At 41.4% G+C, this 21,884-nt stretch carries 14 protein-coding genes; 2 read left to right on the top strand and 12 right to left on the bottom strand.

Annotation, left to right across the window (positions count from 1 at the left end):
• Positions 1-157: 157 nt before the first annotated feature.
• From ACWPVF_RS00300 to ACWPVF_RS00255, 10 genes are all read right to left on the bottom strand, one after another.
• Positions 158-1,021, bottom strand: coding sequence for a DUF4299 family protein (locus tag ACWPVF_RS00300; protein WP_454384021.1), 864 nt, complete (start codon positions 1,019-1,021; stop codon positions 158-160).
• A 122-nt stretch (positions 1,022-1,143) separates the two neighbouring features.
• Positions 1,144-2,130: an oxygen-dependent tRNA uridine(34) hydroxylase TrhO gene (gene trhO / locus ACWPVF_RS00295; RefSeq protein WP_454384019.1), complete on the bottom strand. Its 987-nt coding sequence runs from the start codon at positions 2,128-2,130 to the stop codon at positions 1,144-1,146.
• A gap of 127 nt (positions 2,131-2,257) precedes the next feature.
• Positions 2,258-2,947 carry a CPBP family intramembrane glutamic endopeptidase gene (locus ACWPVF_RS00290; RefSeq protein WP_454384017.1) on the bottom strand — a complete coding sequence of 230 codons (690 nt, stop codon included), beginning with the start codon at positions 2,945-2,947 and terminating at the stop codon, positions 2,258-2,260.
• Positions 2,948-3,104: 157 nt separating this feature from the next.
• Complete coding sequence (locus ACWPVF_RS00285) at positions 3,105-4,601, bottom strand: ABC transporter substrate-binding protein (protein WP_454384015.1); 1,497 nt, start codon at positions 4,599-4,601, stop codon at positions 3,105-3,107.
• A 104-nt stretch (positions 4,602-4,705) separates the two neighbouring features.
• The gene (locus ACWPVF_RS00280; protein WP_045613126.1) at positions 4,706-5,626 is read right to left on the bottom strand and encodes a carbohydrate ABC transporter permease; all 921 of its coding nucleotides are present in this window, start codon (positions 5,624-5,626) and stop codon (positions 4,706-4,708) included.
• 13 nt (positions 5,627-5,639) lie between these two features.
• Complete coding sequence (locus tag ACWPVF_RS00275) at positions 5,640-6,569, bottom strand: ABC transporter permease (protein ID WP_045613125.1); 930 nt, start codon at positions 6,567-6,569, stop codon at positions 5,640-5,642.
• Positions 6,570-6,770: 201 nt separating this feature from the next.
• The gene (locus ACWPVF_RS00270) at positions 6,771-8,651 is read right to left on the bottom strand and encodes a beta-N-acetylhexosaminidase (RefSeq protein ID WP_454384012.1); all 1,881 of its coding nucleotides are present in this window, start codon (positions 8,649-8,651) and stop codon (positions 6,771-6,773) included.
• On the bottom strand, positions 8,645-9,514 hold the full coding sequence (locus tag ACWPVF_RS00265; protein ID WP_454384010.1) for an ROK family protein: 870 nt from the start codon (positions 9,512-9,514) through the stop codon (positions 8,645-8,647). The genes ACWPVF_RS00270 and ACWPVF_RS00265 overlap by 7 nt, the downstream gene beginning before the upstream one ends.
• Before the next feature lie 84 nt (positions 9,515-9,598).
• A complete protein-coding gene (locus ACWPVF_RS00260; protein ID WP_454384008.1) occupies positions 9,599-12,244 on the bottom strand; it encodes an alpha-mannosidase in 2,646 nt (881 codons plus the stop codon).
• Between the two features lie 195 nt (positions 12,245-12,439).
• Positions 12,440-13,720, bottom strand: a complete 1,281-nt coding sequence (locus tag ACWPVF_RS00255; RefSeq protein ID WP_454384006.1) for a glycoside hydrolase family 125 protein — start codon at positions 13,718-13,720, stop codon at positions 12,440-12,442.
• A 171-nt stretch (positions 13,721-13,891) separates the two neighbouring features.
• On the opposite strand from ACWPVF_RS00255, the gene ACWPVF_RS00250 reads away from it, so the two are divergent.
• Together ACWPVF_RS00250 and ACWPVF_RS00245 are read left to right on the top strand one after the other, a co-directional pair.
• Positions 13,892-15,979 carry a GH92 family glycosyl hydrolase gene (locus ACWPVF_RS00250; protein WP_454384004.1) on the top strand — a complete coding sequence of 696 codons (2,088 nt, stop codon included), beginning with the start codon at positions 13,892-13,894 and terminating at the stop codon, positions 15,977-15,979.
• 424 nt (positions 15,980-16,403) lie between these two features.
• Complete coding sequence (locus ACWPVF_RS00245; protein WP_454384002.1) at positions 16,404-17,852, top strand: APC family permease; 1,449 nt, start codon at positions 16,404-16,406, stop codon at positions 17,850-17,852.
• A 118-nt stretch (positions 17,853-17,970) separates the two neighbouring features.
• On the opposite strand, the gene polA is transcribed toward ACWPVF_RS00245, so the two are convergent.
• Together polA and ACWPVF_RS00235 are read right to left on the bottom strand one after the other, a co-directional pair.
• The gene (gene polA, locus ACWPVF_RS00240; RefSeq protein ID WP_454384000.1) at positions 17,971-20,604 is read right to left on the bottom strand and encodes a DNA polymerase I; all 2,634 of its coding nucleotides are present in this window, start codon (positions 20,602-20,604) and stop codon (positions 17,971-17,973) included.
• Positions 20,605-20,668: 64 nt separating this feature from the next.
• Positions 20,669-21,790: an SH3 domain-containing protein gene (locus tag ACWPVF_RS00235; RefSeq protein ID WP_454383998.1), complete on the bottom strand. Its 1,122-nt coding sequence runs from the start codon at positions 21,788-21,790 to the stop codon at positions 20,669-20,671.
• Between the last annotated feature and the right edge of the window lie 94 nt (positions 21,791-21,884).

Below are 21,884 nucleotides of genomic sequence, written 5' to 3'. Positions count from 1 at the left end.
CAAACAATAGCGTCTATATATTGTTATATTATACTGTTTTTTGTTAAGATAAGCAATGTTTAAAATCTCGTATTACGAAATATCACTAAGCTACTCTATCAATAAAATGAGGTCTCATTCTAAGATATTCTGTGAAAACTTAGACTATGGCTTTTACCTATTTTTTCGCATGTGCTAAAGCTTCAAAATCCTCGCCTGAAACAGGGCCTACTTCTACTTGGTTGGCATCTAGATCTTGGTAGAGTTCTTCTGGTAAAGCTCCTAAAAAGGCTTGATAATCTAGTCTAGCCACCGCTTCATAGTCTTCTGGTTTTGAGCCGTCTCCTGATATTTTTACTAGATCAATTTCCCAGACAAGCTCTTTTCCTACCAACTGCTCAACGTAAGGAGCAGGAATCACTGGTTCTTTTGGCAAAATAGTTTTCACCCCCTGAGCCAAGTGATAGATACCATGAACCTTACCTTCACTATCCGGATAGAATTTAGCGCTAGCAGGATATGCATCCGACCCTTGAACCCTCTTAACTAATTCTTCAAATCGCGCTAAACCACCTTCTTCTGAGAAGTTTTCCAAATTCTTCTTATCAAAATAAACAGGTGATAGAATTCCTTGGCAGAAACCCAAACGAGCATCCTTATCCGCCAAATAGTTTTTGACAGTATCGTGGAAATAATTTTCCAAATCAAAGTCTGCCAAGCCTTCAACTTCTTCACCGACCTTGCTAGACAAGGCTTGTAAGAGAGCTTCCACAATTTCCCAATCAGCTCTTGTAATCAAGTCAGGAATGATTACTTGGTAGCCTTTTTGAGAGTCTAGGTAGCGAACTTTAAAGAAGAACTGAGACTTGCCTACGATTCCACACTCGATATATTCGAGGCGATTAAGTGGTTGACGGAGATAGACTGCGTCATAACTATGTGACTCTAAGCCATCTACTAGGGCCAAGACTGACTTAGCTGTAAGAATCTCCTGTTGCCCTAGAATACTTTGTTTGTTTGGAATAAAAAATGTTTTCACCATAAATGGCCTCCTTTGAAATCGTTTACATATAGTATACACCATTTTCCTGAAAGATGCAGAAACAAATTTAAGATTTTTTGGTCAAAAGCATAGAAAAACAGCCCGTCAGGACTGTCCTACTTTTATACGACTTCAGAATGATCTAAGCTCTCACCAATCGCTGCTAGACGCTCGATGACTTGGTCTTGCGTTAATTCATGTTCCAAAACATAGCGATTACGTGGATGAACACGGCACTCGTGCGAGCAGCCACGGAGATACTTGTCTTCATTCTCTTCTGATGTCAAGATACGGCGGTTACAGAATGGATTTCCACAGTTTACATAGCGTTCACATGGTGTTCCATCAAACCAATCTTTCCCTACAATGGTTGGATTGACATGGTTGACATCGACTGCAATACGTTCGTCAAAGACATACATTTTCCCATCCCAAAGTTCCCCTTGAACTTCTGGATCTTTCCCATAAGTCGCAATTCCTCCATGCAATTGACCAACATCTTTGTAGCCTTCACGTACCATCCAACCTGAGAATTTCTCACAGCGGACTCCACCTGTACAGTAAACTACGACACGCTTGTCCATAAATTTTTCCTTGTTATCACGAACCCATTGTGGCAACTCGCGGAAATTGCGGATGTCTGGACGGATAGCACCACGGAAATGACCTAGGTCATACTCGTAGTCGTTACGAGTATCAAGAACAACTGTATCCTCGTCTAGAAGAGCTTCTTTAAATTCTTTTGGAGACAAGTAGGCACCTGTTGTTTCAAGGGGATCAATATCTTCGTCAAAGTTTTCATCTTCTAAACCAAGGTGGACGATTTCCTTTTTGTAGCGAACAAACATCTTCTTGAAAGCTTGTTCTTCTTCCTCATCAATCTTGAACCAGAGGTCTTCCATCCCTGGAAGGCTGTGAACGTAGTCCATGTATTTTTGCGTTGTTTCGTAATCACCAGAAACGGTTCCGTTAATCCCTTCGTCAGCGACTAGGATACGCCCTTTGAGGCCGATTGATTTACAGAAAGCCAAGTGGTCTGCAGCAAATTGTTCTGCGTTTTCGATTGGAACATATTTATAGTAAAGTAAAACACGAATAGGTTTTGCCATAAGATTCTCTTTTCTAAGATTAAATTATCAGAATTTTTTATTCAACTATACCAGTATACTCCCCCAAGAAAGCGAATGCAATTTATTTGACCGAAAAATGAAAACAAGACCTGAAAACAGGTCTTGTTTAGCTGAATATTCGATGAAGAAAAGTTATCAAAAATGGCAAGGTAGCCACAATATTATTGATAACATGAACGATATAACCGGGATAGATACTCTTGGTATAGCGAGTTAGACCCGCATAAAAGATTCCAAATGTCGCAAAAACAAGAATATCTAGTACACTGGGAAAACTTGTAAAGTGAGGAAGAGCAAATAAAACCGAAGGAAGAATCAGGTCAAGCCCAAATTTCGAATCTTTAAAGAAGGCATGTTGGAGCAATCCTCTATAAATCAATTCTTCCATCAGAGGCCCTAGAAAAAATAAGGTTAGGTAGAGTCCCAACTCGGCAAAATTTGTCTCACTATAACCAATCAACACGGCCCAACCTTCATAGGTAGACTGAACATGTCTAGCCGTTTGGAAATTAAACGTTATATGAAGCACAGCTACGAGAATCGTCAAAACTGTATACCACAGCCATTTTTTCTTAGGAATAACAAAAAGATATCCATGACCTGTCTTGACTAATATCCATACCATCAGTCCGATGAAGACAAGACTGACAAGATTTCGAATCCAGAAAAAATTGCCAATCTGAGAAGAAAATTGCCAGTAACTTTGGATTATAAGTGTTAGCTGAGAAAGTCCATATACGAAAAATAGGTAGGATAAGATTGCACTGATTTTGAAAAGAGGATGGTATTTTTTCATATGTCTGTAACCTATTTTAAATGTAAGAGCAAAACTCTGAACAAAATGCAGATAATTATATGCAAATGTTGAAAAAAGAATCACCACCTTATCTAGAAGACTCTAGACAAGGCAGTGATTGCAATTTTTAGGAATGAATACACGAAATCAATTATTCTTATGATTTTTTGCTTTTCAAGAATTCGTCGTATTGTTTTTGCATTTCATCCAATACTTTTTGGTAAGCACCTTCAGATTTAAGTTTTTCCATCAATTCTGGAATAGCTTTTTCTGGGTCTACAGTACCAGTGTTGATAGCTGTATCGAATTGTTGCATAGTGTTAGTGATAGCTGAGATTTCAGATTTCACGTTGTCAGTATTGAAGATGAATCCAAGCGCTGGAGATTCTTTTGCAGTTTCCAAGTCTTTCTTAGATTGTGCAATTTGTTCATCTGTAACGTTTTCGTTGATGTAAAGAATCCAGTTGTTACCAGTGTTCCATCCTGACATGTGAGTGTTTCCTTTGTATCCGTCAAGAACCTTAACACGGTTTTCTTTACCTGCAACTTTTTCCCAGTTCTTGCCTTCTGGACCGTAAACAAGACCGTTCAAGAGTTCTGGGTTAGTGTTCAAGAGGTTCAACACTTCCATTGCTTTTTCTTTGTTCTTAGAGTTGTTTGAGATTACAAAGTTAGCAACTTGAGTTGTTTGGTTTTTCTTGATGAAGTTAGTAAATGGTTTGATTTGGATGTCTCTGTTAGCAACACGAGAAAGCAAGCTGCTACCGTAGTCAGCTGGTCCTACTGTTTCTTCGCGAACAAGCCAAGTATCTTGAGTAAGGTCATATGAAGTATCGCTTGTTGCTACGTCTTTTGGAATGTATCCTGCTTCATAGAATTTGTGAAGAGTCTTCAAGTGTTCTACGAAACGAGGAACTTCGTAACGGTTTACGATCTTAGTAGTGTCGCCTTCAAGGTCGATGACAAATGGAAGACCATTTGCAACTGGATAGTCAAAGTTTTCTGATGGGATAAAGTTTTTACCAACAGCGAAAGGCATTACATCTGGAGCTTTTTCTTTGATTTGTTTCAATACTGGTTCAAGTGTTTCGTATGAAGTTACACCTGAGATATCGATTCCATATTTTTCAAGAAGTGGGCCATTGAAAGCAAAGTTTTGTGAAGATGCAACGTTGGCTGCAACTGGAACAGAATAAATCTTACCGTTTATAGTGTTACCTTTGATGTAAGCTGGGTCAAGTGCTTTGTAAAGGTCAGCTCCTTCTTTCTTGTACAATTCTGTCAAGTCAGCATAAGCACCTTTTTGAGCGTTTACGACATAGTTATCTGCAAAGGCGATATCATAGTTTTCACCTGATGAAGTGATAACTGACATTTTCTTGCCGTAGTCACCCCAACCAAGGTATTGGATATCCAATTTAGCACCAACTTTTTCTCCGATGATTTTGTTTGCATTTTCTAGCAATTCATCCAAGTTATCTGGTTTGTCACCGATTTGGTACATTTTGATAACAGTCTTATCACCTGATGACGATGATGATGATGATTCAGCAGCTTTTTGGTTGTTTCCTTTAAGGTTACCACAAGCTGCAAGTCCAGCAGCCAAAGCTAGAAGGCTAGCTGAAGTAAAAGCATATTTTTTCCAGTTTTTCATGATAAAAACTCCTTTTTTTATTTTTAAATTTAAAACAATTTTAGTGATCTACTTTTCACAAGAAAAGTTAGATAGGGTAGAGAAAACTTGTTTCTCAGTGTCTCTTATTCTTTAACACCACCGATAGTTAAACCTTTTACAAAGTAGCGTTGGAAGAATGGATAGAGAATCGCAATCGGAACAGTCGCAACAACGACCATGGCCATACGACCTGTTTCTTTTGGTAAGGCAACAGCAAGTTGTCCTGACATACCAACTGACTTAGCAATGTAATCCATGTTGTTTTGAATTTGCATCAGCAAATATTGCAATGGATACAAGTTATCACTCTTGATGTAAAGTAGGGCATTGAACCAGTCGTTCCAGAATCCAAGTGCTGTCAAAAGTGTGATAGTCGCAATTCCTGGAAGAGAAAGTGGTAAACAGATTTGGAAGAAGATCCGAGCCTCACTAGCCCCGTCGATACGAGCTGATTCGAGGATTGCTTCTGGGATGGTCTTCTTGAAGAAGGAACGCATCAACATGATGTTGAATGGTGATAGAAGCATTGGAACAATTAAGGCCCAAATAGTATCTCCTAAGTGAAGCAATTGAGTTACCACGATATAACCTGGTACCAAACCAGCATTGAACAACATACTAAGAAGAGCGAAAACTGTAAAGAATTTGCGATACTTAAACGTTGAACGTGAGATGGCATAAGCGTAGGTTGTGGTGATGAATACGTTTGTTAATGTCCCAACCACTGTCACAAAGGCTGAGATAAAGAGCGCTTGTAGAATCTTGTCCTTGAACTGAGCCAAGAACTCAAAACCATCTAAACCAAATTGTGATGGGAAGAAGCTATATCCATATTGAACGATACTCTTCTCATCTGTAATTGAGATAATGATTACAAAGATGAAAGGCAAGATACAAGAGAAGGCCAGCAAACCAGATATAATACTAAAGAAGATATCTGCTTTTTTGCTGAAGGAGTGTATGCCAACATTATCAATTTTTTCTTTTTGAATTTTTTTTGCCATATGCTCCTCCTTTCTAGAATAGTGCTGAGTTAGGATCAACACGTCTTGCAAGTAAGTTTGATAGGATTACGAGAATCAATCCGACGACTGACTGATAGAGACCGGCTGCTGATGCCATACCGATATCTGCTGTTTGGGTCAATCCGTTAAAGACATAAACGTCCAATACGTTTGTTACACTATAAAGCTGACCAGCGTTGTGAGGGATTTGGTAGAAAAGACCGAAGTCTGCGCGGAAGATGTTTCCGACTGCAAGGATGGTCAATACTGTCACAAGCGGTGTCAACTGAGGGATGGTTACGTTACGGATACGTTGCCATTTGCTAGCACCGTCCACTGTCGCTGCTTCGTAGTAAGTTGGGTCAATACCCATGATAGTTGCGTAGTACATCACACTACTATATCCAAAGCCTTTCCAGATACCTAAGAAGAGAAGGAGGTACGGCCAGATGCTGATATCAGCGTAGAAGTTGATGCCCTTCATCCCGAGAGCTTCTAAGGTATGGTTGATAAGCCCTTTATCGATATTTAGGAAAGCATCTGTAAAGAAACTGATGATAACCCAAGATAGGAAGTAAGGGAACAACATAGATGTTTGGTAGATTTTAACCATTTGCTTAGAGCGAAGTTCACTAAGGATAATGGCAATACCAACTGACACAACCAAACCGATAAAGATAAATCCAAGATTGTAAAGTACAGTATTTCGAGTGATGACAAAGGCATCTTTGGAACTAAACAAGAATTTAAAGTTATCTAGTCCGACCCATTTACTATTTATAATACTGTGGACGAATCCTTCACCAGTCATATGGTAGTCTTTGAAGGCAACGACATTTCCAAATACTGGGATGTAGAAGAATAAAATCAACCATAGTGTCCCTGGTAGAACCATTAAGAGAAAAATCCAATTATCTCTTAAAGTTTTTGAAAACTTGTTCATAATTTCCTCCCTTTTTATTTTCTAAAACTTGATAATCTCACAATTTTTAGACTTGATAACGTTTACAAAAATAGTATACTCTTATTTTTAGGACAGTTTAAACTACAAATTATAGAAAAAACTCCACAAATTATTTTATGTGGAGACTTTTTTATATAAGAATAGGTTTCACGGGAAACTTTCTTCCTGAATAGAGTTTTTCTAAGTTGTGTAAATAGTCGAAGCTGTCGCAATAGTATGCCACTGGTTGGCTGTCGTTGCTGCGAAGTCCTTATCCCCGTAGAAATCATTAAATGGCAGGATGTCTACTTCTAGTTCGTCGATACGAGAGATTTCGCCTGCTAGGTAGTTTTCAATGCGACTTTCTGCTCGCTTGATTCGTTGCAATAGGCCACCCATACGGATGTCCACTGTATCCAAGCCAAAGACCTTGTTTTCTTTCAACCATTGGTGGCTAAAGAGCTTGTGGAAGGTTTCAATCTGGCTTCTTAATTTTGGTAATTCTTCCCTAGCAATTTGTTGCAAGCTCTCTTTATCACCTTTTTGATAGGCTTGACGAATGCGTCGGCCCACATCCACTTTACTGCTTAAAATCTGGTTCAACTGAGCCTGAGTTTCAAAGAGATAAGCATAGTTTCCTGCTTTTTCTTTAATAGCAACAAGAGTCTCAGCTGCTTGGGTAAAGTGTGGTTTGTCCTGCTCAGGAGTCATGTGCTTGTCAAGGATTGGGCAAAGAACATCCTGATAAAAGACATAGCGATTAGGGTTGATACCACTGAGATTATCTGGTAGGTCTGGCAAGAGGTTGGCAAGATCAAGTTGCATAAAGTCCTCAACCGATAAGCCTGTGTTGGTCTTGAAGTGAGCTGATAGACGCTCTAAATCATTACGATAGCTAAGTTCTGCCCAGATTTGTAAGCTAGGCAGAATCGAGAACTGGGCCGTTTCACCACCGTTGTCCCCCCAACCTGTCACGATGACTTCCTTGATCTGGTTGGCACGGCAGGCTTTATTGGCTTCAAGAGCGATTAGACGACTGAAATGATTGTGTGGTGTGAAGCCAATCCACTTCCAAGCACCACCAGCAAAAGCGATATCCTGGCTAATCTTATGGTGGTTACTGAAGTTGCGGTTGTATTTTTCTTCGCTATCTTGGTAATAATCCCAGTAAACCAAGGTGACACGGTCTTTGAGACGGTCAAGGTAAACACGAGTTTCCTCTGGAATTTCCACGTCACGGTCATATTGGCCATCTGCTGATATGAGCTTGAAGAACATATCACTCCACATCTGGCAGTGGAAACCATACTTGTCTGCAATATCCAGCACGCGCTCCAAGTGTTGGCACATGAGGAGGCTACGATCAACCACACCGTTTAGGATAAGGTAACGTCCCAAGCCAACTAGGTGAGCTTCATCCATCCCGATATTGACCTTGCGAGTTTGTAGTTTAGATAATGTCGCAAACATACCGTCAATCAGGTCGTAGACTTTTTCTTCACCGATGAGAAGAATATCTTCTACATCGCGGAGCTCTTGCACTTCTTTGACGCCCCATTTGACAAAGGCTGACAAATGGGCCAAGGTCTGGATACATGTCACAAAGGTCATGTCAAACTGTTGGGCGTATGCTTCGATTTCCTGTAATTCTTCAGCTGAATAAGCCCCACGGAAATAACCAAAGTAAGGCTGTCCCTCGATTTGGTAGGTATCTTCCATGTAGAGCTCAAAGGTTGAGTAGCCCATGAGAGCCAAAACTTCAATCATCTGTTTGGCCGATGCGACATTGAGCACGGCATTGCGCGAACAGTCCGCCATGTAGGCTAAATCTTCATAAGCCGCTTGTTCTACAATCTCTACCTTGTCCCCTTCTGCTAAAGCTGTTGCGAGGACAGACAAAGCACGGTAGAGTTGATGAGGTTTACGGTAGGTCAGTTGATACTGCCCCTTCTCACCCTTGATAGAGATAGAAGCTTGATCAGACTGAGCGACTGCCACCTCTACATCCGGTAGAGAAATGTGATTATTTAATACTTCGATAGATTGGGCTTGTTTGGGACTAAGTCCTGTAAAAGTTACCATTGGTTTTCCTCCTGTAACCAGTTGACAAGGGCACCGTAGAGATTGGCATCTGCGTGATAGGTGCAAGCTTGAATCACTGGAGCAATTGTATATTCTTCATAGGTTTCGACAAAAGTGTCTACTGCTTTTTGCACACCTTTGATAAAATCTGGGTTTTGACTGATAGAGCCACCTAGGCTAATGACATCTGGATCAATGAGATACTGGATATTGAGCAGTCCTTGAGCAAGATTACGATTCATACGCTCAATAGCTTCCTGGCAAAGAGCATTGCCGGCTGCCGCTTCATGGTAAACCTTGCGTCCGTCCCAATCAGACTGACCAGACTTTTCAATGACGTAGCGAACCATGTTTCCTGTAGAAGCTAGTAGTGACCAGTTGTTGAGTTTTTGTGCAGGCTCGATAGTTGTCATGTAGCCAAACTCTCCACCCAAGCCATGACGTCCACGGTGAAGCTTGCCATTGATAATCATAGCCCCACCGATTCCTGTACCAATCACGACACAGGCTGCATTTTCAATCTCAGGATGAGCTAGTAGTTCACTCAGTCCAACACAGTTGGCATCATTTTCTAGATGGACAGGGAGTTGGTGATGAGCAAGGGTCTCATACCATGAAAAACCATGGATGTAAGGAATGGCACTAATCCCCTCAATCACTCCTGTTTCTTGATTGACCGCTCCTGGAACACTCATAGCGATTCCACTGTAGTCCTGTTCTGATAAGCATTGGTCCAACCAAGCCAATAAATCTTCTAGAGTTTCTGGAGTTGGGGTGCTGGTCTTATCTAAAATCTTTCCATCAGGAGTTAGACTAGCAAACTTAATGCCAGTCCCTCCGATATCAATCGTTGCAATGGTCATTGCTTTCACCTGCAAAAAGGAGCGAATCAGCAGTTTGTTCTTACTTTTTCGCTCCTCCTTTCTGTTTATGTTTACTTTTTGAAATTAAATTTCTTCTTTTTTGATCAATTCTGTACGAATTTCCTGTGGTGCCAATAGTCCTGAATGGATTGGGTATGGGCGTTCCAACAAGTCAAGAATGGTTTGTTGTTTTTCAGACACACGGATATTTTCTTGACTCATGTTATAGTAACGAAGGACATAACCTTCTTCATTCTCAGCCACCTTAAAGGCTGTTGGGCATACTTGTGGCAAGTTCAGGGCCGGATGGTTAAAGAGGCTACCCGTTGCTGCAACGCTACCCTCTTGTTTTGCAACTTGAAGAGCTGTAAATGGCACCTGGAAGGCTTTGGCACGACGGAAAGCTGAGAAGCGTTCCCCTGCTTGGTGACATTCTACTGCAAATTCAACTTCGATAGCTCGCAAGCACTGAGCTTCCGGCGTTGGGAAGTAGCCCCAGTCACCGAGTTCGCCTGAAGCACGAAGAAGAGTTACAGCCATGGTGTCATCTCCAAGAATTTCATACTCGTGCAATCCTTTATTGGATACTGTCACTCCTTTAACATCATCATACAAGCTGACAAAGGCTTGTTGGTGTTGTGGATTTTCAGGATTTTCCCAAGAAGCTGCTGGTTTATTTGGTCTTGTTACAACTTCATAGATGCTTTCAGAATCATTGTTTGGACGGGTGTTATGAGTTTTCACCAAGAGACGGATGCGGTGATCCTTGGCTGTGTTGGTAAAGCGAGTCTTGAAGCGAATCTGTGGATTGTCCACAAAGACAGTCATTTCTGTTTCAAGAGGAATGGTTGTCAACTCTTCTGAACGACCTGCATCTCGTTTCATGAACTCGATGATACCTCTTTGCTCCGCATCCAATTTTTCATCTGCACTGACTGGAATGGTCAAGTCATGTTTGAGCAAGATTTTGGCATAGCGAGCATTGTTTTCTAAGACTTCATAACCTTTCAGTTGAGCATAAATTGGCTCAGTTCCTTTCGGCTGGAAGTAAATGTACTCGTTACCAATATCTCCACGGTCCTCGAATTGGATGAATTCTTCGTAAGCTTCATTAGTAGTCTTGTCATAGACTGTGATTCCTTCATCTACACTCACTGTTACGAATGGGGTATCAATGACTCCGTTTTGGTAAATACCATCACGGTGATCTACTTGACCTTCGACCAATTGGAAACTTGCCCAAGAAAGCGGTGCAAGGTGGATTGGAATTGTCACGCGCACTTGGCGTGCAATATAGGGTTGGCGGAATTTATCCTTAGGCAAAGTATAGCCAAAACTTGCACCCAAGTCTTCAATCTTGGCTTCAAGGACATGGCCATCTAAATCTTCAACATGGTAATCTGGCAAGGTCACGGTTGCCATCTTCTTGTAACCTTCAGTCGGATGCAATTCTTTAAAATCACAAGTCACAACATCCACTACAACACTAACTGTATCAACCTTGTCATGTAAAGCTGTGTTGACAACGGTAAAGAGGTGGTCGCTTTGCGCTTCCTGAGTTGCTATTTTATGTTTCCACTCGTTAAGAAGATTACTCTTAACAAAATTCCCGACTTGATTAACCTTTGCAAAACGAGTTTCCATTTCACGGTGAACTTCGTCAATACTACAACCACAGATACTATCGTGCGGTGCATTTTGCAGAAGTACTTTCCAAGCATAGGTCAATTGATCTTTGTGGTTATGTCCACCAGTGATGATGGTCAAAGGTTCCACCACCTGCTCTAACAAGTTGCTATTTTCTTGGAAGGCTTGTTTGAGGTAAACGCGTGAAGAAGAAGTATTGGCAAGAGTATACCAACCATCCGTTTCCTGACTGGTCAACTCACCTGTAACCGTTGATAGGTGTTCAGGAAGCGCGCTTTCCACTGCTTGCACATATTCGTCAAATGAGCTATGAATAAAGGTCACGTCAGGGAAGAGTTCGTTTGCCACACGAATGGCTTCGCTCAGATTTCTCTGAACAGGCTGGTGGTCACATCCGTTCATCATCAACCATTGATTGGTCGATGCATAGTCACGGACGTCTGCTAATTTTTGCTTCCAGAAAGTCAAAGCCTCGTCTTTATCCACTGGAATTTCATTCCCGTTACTGTACCAGTTGGCAAAGAGAATGCCCAGTACACGGCTACCATCCGCACCTTGCCAGTACATCTCAGAAAATTGAGAGGTAAATTGCTCATCTTCGAGAACTTGGTTGTCAAAGCCGATTGGCTTGACACCACGACCAAAGGCTGCTACGTGAATACCTGATTTTTGAAGGATTTGAGGAGCTTGCCCCATATTTCCAAAGGTATCTGGGAAGTATCCAATTTGAGTAGATTTGCCCCATTTGGCACATTCCGCTTGTCCAATCAAGGTATTGCGAACATTGGCTTCACTTGAAATCAAGTAATCATCCTGCAAGATGTAAAAAGGACCAATCTTGAGCTTGCCTTCGTCGATATAACGCTGCACCTTGTCACGGTTTTCAGGACGAATTTCTAAATAGTCATCGAGGACGATGGTTTGTCCATCCAGGTGGAAACTCTTGAACTCAGGATCATTTTCAAAAAGATCAAAAAGATTGTCAAAAAGTTCCACCAATTGCATCCGGTGACTTTCAAAAGGTAGATACCACTCACGATCCCAGTGACTGTGAGAGATGATATGTACAACAACATTTTCCATGAGTAAAACCTCATTCTAACTTAAATTTTTAATGTTTTAAATATAAACTTGTAATTCTAACAAGAATCAGTGAATCTAAAGCGTGCTCCTTATACTCAATGAAAATCAAAGAGCAAACTAGGAAGCTAGCCGCAGGCTGTACTTGAGTACGGCAAGGCGAAGCTGACGTGGTTTAAATTTGATTTTTGAAGAGTATTAGCGAATATCCAAGTAATCCAAGACTAATTCGCAGAACATCATGTTGGCCCATGAGAACCATTCGCGTGAGTAGAGTGTCGGATCGTCTACGTGGAAGCTTTCGTGCACCACACCTGTTCCACCATCACAGGCAACCAACTGATCTAGCAAGAATTTCTTCTCTGCCTTATCCGTTGTTGTCAATCCTTTGATAGAAAGGGCAATCGGCCAGATATAGCGGTAGAAGGTATGAGAACTTCCAAGTCCACTTGCGTACTCTCCTTGGTAGAAGTATGGATTTTCAGGGCTCAGGATAGTGCGACGAGTAGCTTGATACACTTCATCATTGACATCACAGTAACCAAGATATGGAGCCGCTAACAAACTTGGCACATTCGGATCATCCATGATGCTAGCATTTCCTAGACCGTCTACCTCAAAGGCATAGATCTTCTCGCCCTTACTATTTGTAGTGTAGGCGTAATTTTCGATTCCTTCTTGAATCTCAGCTTGGAGTCGTTTGGCATCAGCAATAATACTTTCGCTATCAGCTAGATTCAATGTTGCAAAGATTTCTTGCACATAACCCAAGACAACCACTGCAAACATATTTGACGGGATCAAATAGCTATACTGACAGCAGTCATCACTTGGACGAAAGGCTGACCAGGTCATCCCTGTCACGGCAAAGTCAGGACCAAATCCGTCATTTACCAAGGTATCCTCCTTGCGATCAGTGTCACGAACGAAGCGATAAGGTGAGTTGTTATGGTCTTGTTCCACTGTCCAGAGATGAAGGATTTCCTTGGTCGCTGTGACAAAAGTTTCATCAAACTGGCTAGTCTCACCAGTTTCTTTCCACAGAAGATAAGCCAACTGCAAAGGGTAGCAAAGCGAATCCACTTCATACTTGCGCTCCCAAATCCAGCCATTCAAATCGGTGTGGTCGGTCTCGTGATGCCCTTTCCAGTTCTCCTCAATATTGAAAGAGTTAGCATAGGGATCCTTGAGGATCAAGGTCATCTGGCGTTTGACCAAACCAGCAATGGTCTGACGCAAACGAGGGTCTCTTTTAGCCACATGGAGGTAAGGTCTCAGCTGAGCAGTTGAGTCACGAAGCCACATAGCTGGGATATCTCCCGTCAGTACAAAGGTCGAACCATCTTCTAAAATCTCAACTGTATTGTCTAAAGTGTCTGTGTAGCAACGTTCAAAGACATCAACCCACTCAGGATGCTCCTTGGCACGCTCTGCTACCTCATCTAGCCACTCTCTGACAATTTCTTTTGAATAAACCATAAACTATTTTGCCTCTTTCAAACAGATTTTCATTTTCAGTATATAGCTTTTAGTCCAGAAAATATATACACAAATGTTAGTCATTATTCTACAAAATTGTTATATTTGAAAGTCATTTTCTAAAAGTCTCCTTTTTCTGATATAATGTAGAAAACTACTGAAGGAACTACTATGAAACCTATACTCGAAACCATTGATACGCGTTTTGGAACAGCCAGTAAACATGCATTTTCACGAGGAAACACCCTACCCTACACAGGTGTTCCTTTTGGGATGAATTACTTTGTCCCCCAAACTAGTGACCAGGAAGGATCTTGGTTCTTTGATCCCCATCTTCCTATCTTTCAGGGTATTCGACTAACCCACCAGCCTAGCCCTTGGATTGGCGATTACTCCTGGCTCTTGCTGACACCAATTACAGGAGAAATCAGCGGCGATACTCTCTTTCATCGTCAGTCCTCCTATAACCTTGATCGTGCTATTTTCAATCCTCATTTTCTAAAGATTTTTTCTGAGCGTTACCAGATTGAAACGCAACTAAGTCCTACTTGCTATGGAGCTTCTATTCAACTAAGACAGATACAAGGAAAAGCCCTCTCCCTCTATCTTCACGCCGCAGATGAACTGACAGTCGAACAAGTCGATAAGCGAACTCTGGCCCTGATACAAGCAGGTGAAACCGAAACCAATAAAAGTCCCCTCGTCATGTATACTGCTCTCGCATTTTCTGTAGAAATCCTTTCTATTACGCAAGAGGGGCAAGACTGGCGTATTGACTTGGCTGGAGCAGAAGCACTCATTCAACTGGCAACTTCTTTTATTTCCAAAGAACAGGCCCTCTTTAATCTTCCTAAACAGGATTTTGAAGAAACAAAAGCAGATGCCAAAGAAAGTTGGGAAGACCTTCTAGGCCGTTTTGATGTCGTGGAAACTGGTCCAGTAAACCGAACATTTTTTGATCACTGTCTTTATAGACTCTTTCTCTTCCCGCAAACCTTCTATGAGGTAAATGAGCAAGGTGAAAGCATCCATATGGACCTCGCTTCAGGAACAGTTAAATCAGGTCTTCTCTTTACCAACAATGGTTTTTGGGATACCTTCCGCACTTCTTTCCCACTCTTTGCCTTGATTATTCCGGAACGCTATCGTCAGTTTCTCAAAGGCTTCCTCAATAGCTACCGCGACACTGGGTATCTCCCTAAGTGGCTGGCGCCTGACGAACGAGGCATGATGCCTGGCACCTTGATTGATGGTCTTATTGCAGATAGTGCTTGTAAAGATATGGCGCCTGATCTTGAAGAAGAATTTCTCAAAGCTATGCTTGAAACTGCGACCAAGGCTGACCCAAAAGCTGTCAACGGGCGACACGGCCTGGCACAATACCAAGAGCTAGGCTACCTATCCACAGACTTCCATGAAAGTGTCAGCCATACCCTAGACTATGCTTACAGTGATTTTTGCATCTCTACCTGCGCAGCAAAATTGGGTCATGAAGAGCTAGCCCAAACCTATTCCCAATATGCTAAGAATTATCAAAACCTCTTTGACCCTGAGACAGGATACATGAGGGCGCGTGATGTAGATGGCAACTTCCGCCCTGACTTTTCTCCTTATAGTTGGGGCCGTGATTATGCTGAGTGTTCAGCCATCCAAGCCAGTCTCGGCGTCTTACATGATATTTCTGGACTTGGTCAACTAATGGGTGGAAAAGAAGCCTTTAGCAATTATCTCTTAAAAGCTTGTCAAAGTCTCCCACTCTTTGAAACGACGGGTTATGGATATGAAATTCACGAGATGAGCGAAATGGCAACAGCACCTTTTGGTCAACTAGCCATTTCAAACCAACCAAGCTTCCACATCCCTTATCTGTTCCGCTACAGTAATTATCCCCAATATACCAGTCTCTTAATCAAGACTCTCCGTCAAAAAGCCTTTCGAGCTGGCTGGGATGCTTATCCAGGAGATGAGGATAACGGCAGTTTATCGGCTTGGTATGTCTGGTCTGCTATCGGACTTTATCCAACCTGCCCAGGTAAAGCCAGTTATGATATCGGAATTCCACTCTTTGACCACCTTCGTGTCAATCTAGCTCAAGAAGATAAATGGCTTGATATTCGCACACAACAAAATCATGAACACTTCCACTTTGTACAAGACTGTCATCTTGACGGAAAAGAAGTTCAGAGTATTGGTCACCAGGATTTGCTAAACGCCCAATCTCTCGACTTTACCCTCAGTTGGCTACCAAACCATCAATAAACTAACCCCCTTTGTGTCTGACAAAGGGGGTTCTCTTTTATACAAAGTTATCCACAGGTTGTGAATAACATTCAACCCTTTTTCAAAAATCATTTTCAAGCATTTCCAAAATATCTTTCCAATTCTATTCTCTATGTTTTAGAATAGAAAGCATCCAACAAAGCTTGTTATATCAAGATTTATACTAGTTTATCATCTCTTATAATTCCTAAATTTCTTGCCACCTTCCAAACCATTGCTATAAAAATATTTTTGATAGGCTAACGTCGAGTTATCCACAGGCTGTGGATAATCTTTTTCTCAATCAACAAGCCCCACTCTCTATCTGTTAGCTATCCTTTACATTTTTTATAGGAAATTTCGAATTTTGTTAGGCGCTTTCAAAAAAACATGATATACTGAAATTAATAGAAAAGGAGACATTATGAAAAAAGATCAACACCAACTTAATTGGCTGATGGTTTCTCTGATTGCCTTCAACATGGTTTGGGGGCTAGGAAACGTCGTCAACAACTATTCTCAACAGGGAATTTCAGTCGTCGTATCTTGGATTTTAATCCTCGCACTCTACTTTATCCCCTATTCCCTCATCGTCGGACAACTAGGTTCTACCTTCAAGGAAAGCGGAAGCGGTGTTAGTGACTGGGTTGAAAAAACATCAACCAAACGTTTAGCCTACTTTGCTGCTTGGACCTACTGGGTTGTGCATATCCCTTATCTCGCACAAAAACCTCAAGGAATTCTAATTCCGCTTGGTTGGGCCTTGCAAGGTAACGGACAATTCCTTAAACAAATCGACATCCACTGGATCGTTATTCTCTGCTTGCTAATCTTTGGACTTTTCCTCTACCTTTCTACAAAGGGATTGGCAACTCTAAAAGTCATTGGTAGCTTGGCAGGAAGTGCTATGTTGATTATGTCTTTACTCTTTGTGCTTTTGGCTGTCGGTCTGCCTTTCATCAAGCCAGATATTCAGTTTGCGACACCACACATGGATCAACTGAGCACCTACATTCCAAACTTTGATTTTTCTTATTTTACAACAATCTCACTATTGGTCTTCGCAGTTGGTGGTTGTGAAAAAATTTCCCCTTATGTTAATCAAACTCGCAACCCTGCAAAAGAATTTCCAAAGGGTATGATTGTCATGGCTATCATGGTAGGACTCTCTGCTATTCTCGGATCAGTTGCCATGGGAATGCTATTTGATGGCAATAATATCCCTGAAGACCTCATGCGTAATGGCGCTTATCAAGCCTTCCAAATATTAGGAAATTCTTGGGGAGTTGGAAACCTCTTTGTCGTGATCTACGCTCTTACAAACATGGTCGGACAAATCGCTGCGCTTGCCTTCTCTATTGACGCACCATTGCAAATCCTTCTCAATAACGCTGATGAAGACTACATCCCAAGCTGGCTTCGCAAACGTACTGAAAAAGGTGTCCTCATTAACGGCTACCTCCTTACAGGCGTCCTTGTCAGTCTCATCATTATCCTCCCAATTTTTGGTATTCAGGAAATTGACGGACTTGTAAAATGGATGACAAACCTCAATTCGATCGTAATGCCAATGCGTTACCTCTGGGTATTCCTTGCCTATATGATGCTTAATCGCGCTTGGAAGACATACAAAAATGCCGAATACAAGTTTGTGAACAATCCTAAACTTGGCTTTATTATCGGTACTTGGTGCTTCCTCTTTACTGCCTTTGCTTGTATCCTTGGTATGGTTCCAAAAATTAGCTATGCTGAGAATCCGACTGCTTGGCAATTCTCTCTTCTTACGAACATCTTGACTCCAATTATTCTGATTGGATTAGGTGTGATTCTACCAGTACTTGCCAAAAAAGAACAAAAGAAACAAATCAAATAAATTCTACTACTAGCTAGATAAAATCGATTTTATCTTTGCTTGAAAGAATTTTCTCAGCAAAAATCCCCTTTGAACAGTAACGTTCAAGGGGATTTCTTTTTGTTTAATAGTCTATTTTTTACTTGGCCTCATACCAAGTTACGCCTTCATTTTCATCAGCAATGAGGGACACACTGAGTTGAATGGCATCTTCCATGGTTTGTTTGACGAGTTTTTTGATGGCAGCTAATTCTGACTTAGGAACTTCAAGAACGATTTCATCGTGTACTTGTAGAAGCATCTTAGTCTGATAACCACCTTCTACCAATGCTTTATCCAGCTGAATCATAGCGATTTTGAGAATATCTGCAGCCGATCCTTGGATAGGTGAGTTGATAGCTGTCCGCTCTGCGAAACCACGAATATTAAAGTTGCGCGAATTAATATCTGGTAACTCACGACGACGTTTGAAGAGAGTCTCTACATAACCCTTATCACGCGCCTCACGAACCACTTCATCCATGTAGTTTTTGATACCTGGGAAGCGTTCAAAATAGGTATCGATGTAGGCTTTAGCTTCTTTACGGCTGATGCCTAGATTATTCGATAAACCAAAGTCTGAAATTCCGTAGACCACTCCGAAGTTTACAGCCTTGGCATTGCGACGGTCGTTTGGAGTTACATCCTCAGGACGTTCAATTCCAAAGACCCGCATAGCTGTCGAGGTATGGATGTCCGCTCCCTCTTGAAAGGCCTTGATTAAGTGCTCATCCTTAGAGATATGGGCCAAAACTCGTAGTTCAATCTGTGAGTAGTCAGAGCTGAGAAGTACGCTATCTTCCCACTCTGGTACAAAAGCCTTACGAATGAGGCGACCCTGTTCCAAACGAACAGGAATATTTTGCAAGTTTGGATCGACACTAGACAGACGACCTGTCTGAGTCAAATCCTGCACATAGCGGGTATGAATCTTACCATCCGCTAAAATCCAGTCCTGTAAACCAATCACATAAGTGGATTGAATCTTAGCAATTTGACGATAGTCAAGAATTTTCTTGACGATTGGTGCAATAGGAGCTAGACGCTCCAAGACATCTACTGCTGTCGAGTAACCTGTCTTGGTTTTCTTGGTGTATTCGAGTGGGAGCCCTAACTTTTCGAAAAGCAATTCCCCCAGCTGTTTTGGTGAGTTGATATTAAATTCCTCACCAGCTAGTTCATAAATCTCTTGCGTCAGCTTTTCGATGACGAGCTCATTTTCAGCTTGCATCTCAAACAAGGTTTCTTTTTTGACCTTGATCCCAGCGATTTCCATCTTAGCTAGAACAAGGGCCAGAGGTTGCTCCATTTCATAGAGAAGGTCTAGTTGCCCATTCTCATTTAACTTGTCAAGTAAAACAGGCTCTGTCTCAACCAATACAGCAACCTTGCGAGCCAAGTGTTCCAAGAGTTTCTCTCGCTCTGGGATAGCTTTTTTGACACCTTTACCGTAGAAGGTTTCATCATCGACCAAGTATGTTTGACCGTAGAGACTAGCAATGGTTGAAATTTCATTATTCTCGACTGTTGATAGGAGATATTTTGCTAAGCGACTGTCAAAAGCAGGACCCTGCAAATTCAAACCAAAGCGATTTAAAAGGACTTTTGCTTTCTTAAAGTCATACACTTTCAGAGGTGTTTTTTCTAGAAAATCCTTAAGAATCGGATCCTGCAGAAGTTCCAGCTTATCTGTAGCATAGAGCTTGTCTCCGCATGACCAGGCCAAACCAACCAAATCATCTGTATGGTAGTTTTCCCCAAAGAGTTCAAAGTGAAAAATGGAGTCGGCGCTCAGCATATCTTGACTCACTTTATCCACCATAGTGAAATTCAAAATCTCAGCTTGGTTAGTCTGAGAAGCATTCAAGGCTTGTTTGAGCTGCTTAAAGCCCATCTCATCGTAGAATTTCCCAAGGTTTTCCACATCTGAACCGCTATAAACCAAATCATCCAGTCCAATCTCAATCGGCGCTTTCGTGTCGATGGTAGCCAGTGTTTTAGATAGGAAGGCTTGTTCCTTATCATTGACAAGATTTTCCTTCATCTTGGAAGCCTTCATGCTATCGATATTTTCATAAATGCCTTCAAGCGAGCCATGTTCTAACAAGAGCTTAATACCGGTCTTTTCACCAATCTTGGTTACGCCAGGGATATTGTCTGATTTATCTCCCATGAGAGCTTTAAGATCAATGAACTGAGCTGGTGTGATGCCCATCTTTTCCATGAGATATTCTGGTGTAAAGGCCTCAAACTCAGCTACACCTTTCTTGGAAATTTCAACCACGGTATGTTCATCTGTCAACTGGATCAAGTCCTTGTCTCCACTGACGATAGTTACATCAAAAGATTTCTTTTCAGCCAAGCGTCCCAAGGTACCAATGATATCATCTGCTTCATACTGGGCCAACTCATAATGACGAATCCCAAGATGGTCTAGCAACTCACGAATAAAGGGAAATTGCTCACGAAACTCATCCGGAGTCTTAGCACGGCCACCCTTGTAATCTGCATACATCTCTGTACGGAAAGTTGTCTTTCCTGCATCAAAAGCAACCAGGATATGACTAGGTTGGACTCGTTCCAATAGGTGATTTAGCATCAGGTGAAAACCATAGATTGCATTGGTATGTAGTCCATTGTCATTTTTAAAACGATCCAGTTGCTGGTAAAGCGCAAAGAATGCTCGGAAAGCAACTGAAGAACCGTCAATTAATAATAATTTTTTCTTGTCCATACACCCATTATAAAGGAAAGCAAAGAAAAATACCATTGCTAAGAGTTAGATTATAGGAGAAGGCTTATTGAGTTGATTTTTCTACTCGCGCACCATTACTGTCAACTTGGAACCCATCGATTGTCGTATCTACTGCCAATTCTCCAGATGAGTTTACGTAATAATATTTCCCTGAAACCTGAAACCACTGACTAGCCTTCATAGCACCTGAGCTTTCTAGGTAATACCAAATGCCCTTATCCTTTAACCATCCCGTCTGCATTTCTCCAGATGATTTCAAGTAGTACCACTTAGATCCGTCTTTTAGCCATCCTGTTCTCATGGCACCACTTGTTTGGAAATAGTACCAACTTCCGTCTATTTTTTTCCAACCAAGAGCCACTTTGTCATTTTCATAGTAGTACCAGATTGTCCCCTGTTTTTCCCATCCATTCTTAGAGGTTGCCGTTTTAATTAAGGGGATATAACGTCTATTCCCACTTCGTGACATATAACTAATCCATCTATAGCCATCCTTTTCAAGAGTTTGATCATAATGAACACTCATTCCAGGTTCATAGTAATCGATAATAGTAGATGTCAATGATGGCTGATTCATAATAGCTACTTTTTCTGTAAAGTAATGAGTTCCACTAGAAGCTAGTACAGATTGATTATTTCCTACACTAGCAGTCCCCACATCTTTAAAATGAATGAATCCAGTCATAGAACTTGCTTTTACTGTCCTACGATGATACGTTTCTGTGTAATCGTAATTGTACTCCTCGATTTCAATCATGTCTCCAATCACATTAGAAACCCAAGCTACGTGACCATGCGTTCCCCTCGTGCTCCAAGCAATAGCCCCAATCGCTGGTCTCTGATCCACACGATATCCTTCTTTTTGAGCTCGATAGCCCCATTCCTTCGCATGCCCATAAGCAGCTGGTAGTTCAAATCCATTAACACTACTTAATCGAAAAGCTGCAAAAGATGTGCACTGTCTTGAGTATAGGCGCCATTTATCAATATTTTGATTTCCATTTTTATAATAATAGGGATAATCATCTCCACGTGCCTTTGAGCCATTGTTTACCTGATTGGCATGAACAGTTCCTCCACCAAACAAAAAAGCACCTGCTAGCAATAATGATGCTGTACCCACCGTCGTTCTCTTTAGAAAAGTTCCCTTTTTACTATATGTCATTCATTCTCCTTCGAATAGATAAATTTTTGAGGTTAACCTCATTTATATCATTCGAAAGAAAAAGAAAAAAGTGAGAATACTCTCACTTTCAACC

The sequence above is a fragment of the Streptococcus sp. Marseille-Q7087 genome (genome assembly GCF_965111935.1).
This window is presented reverse-complemented; position numbering and strand designations above follow the sequence as displayed.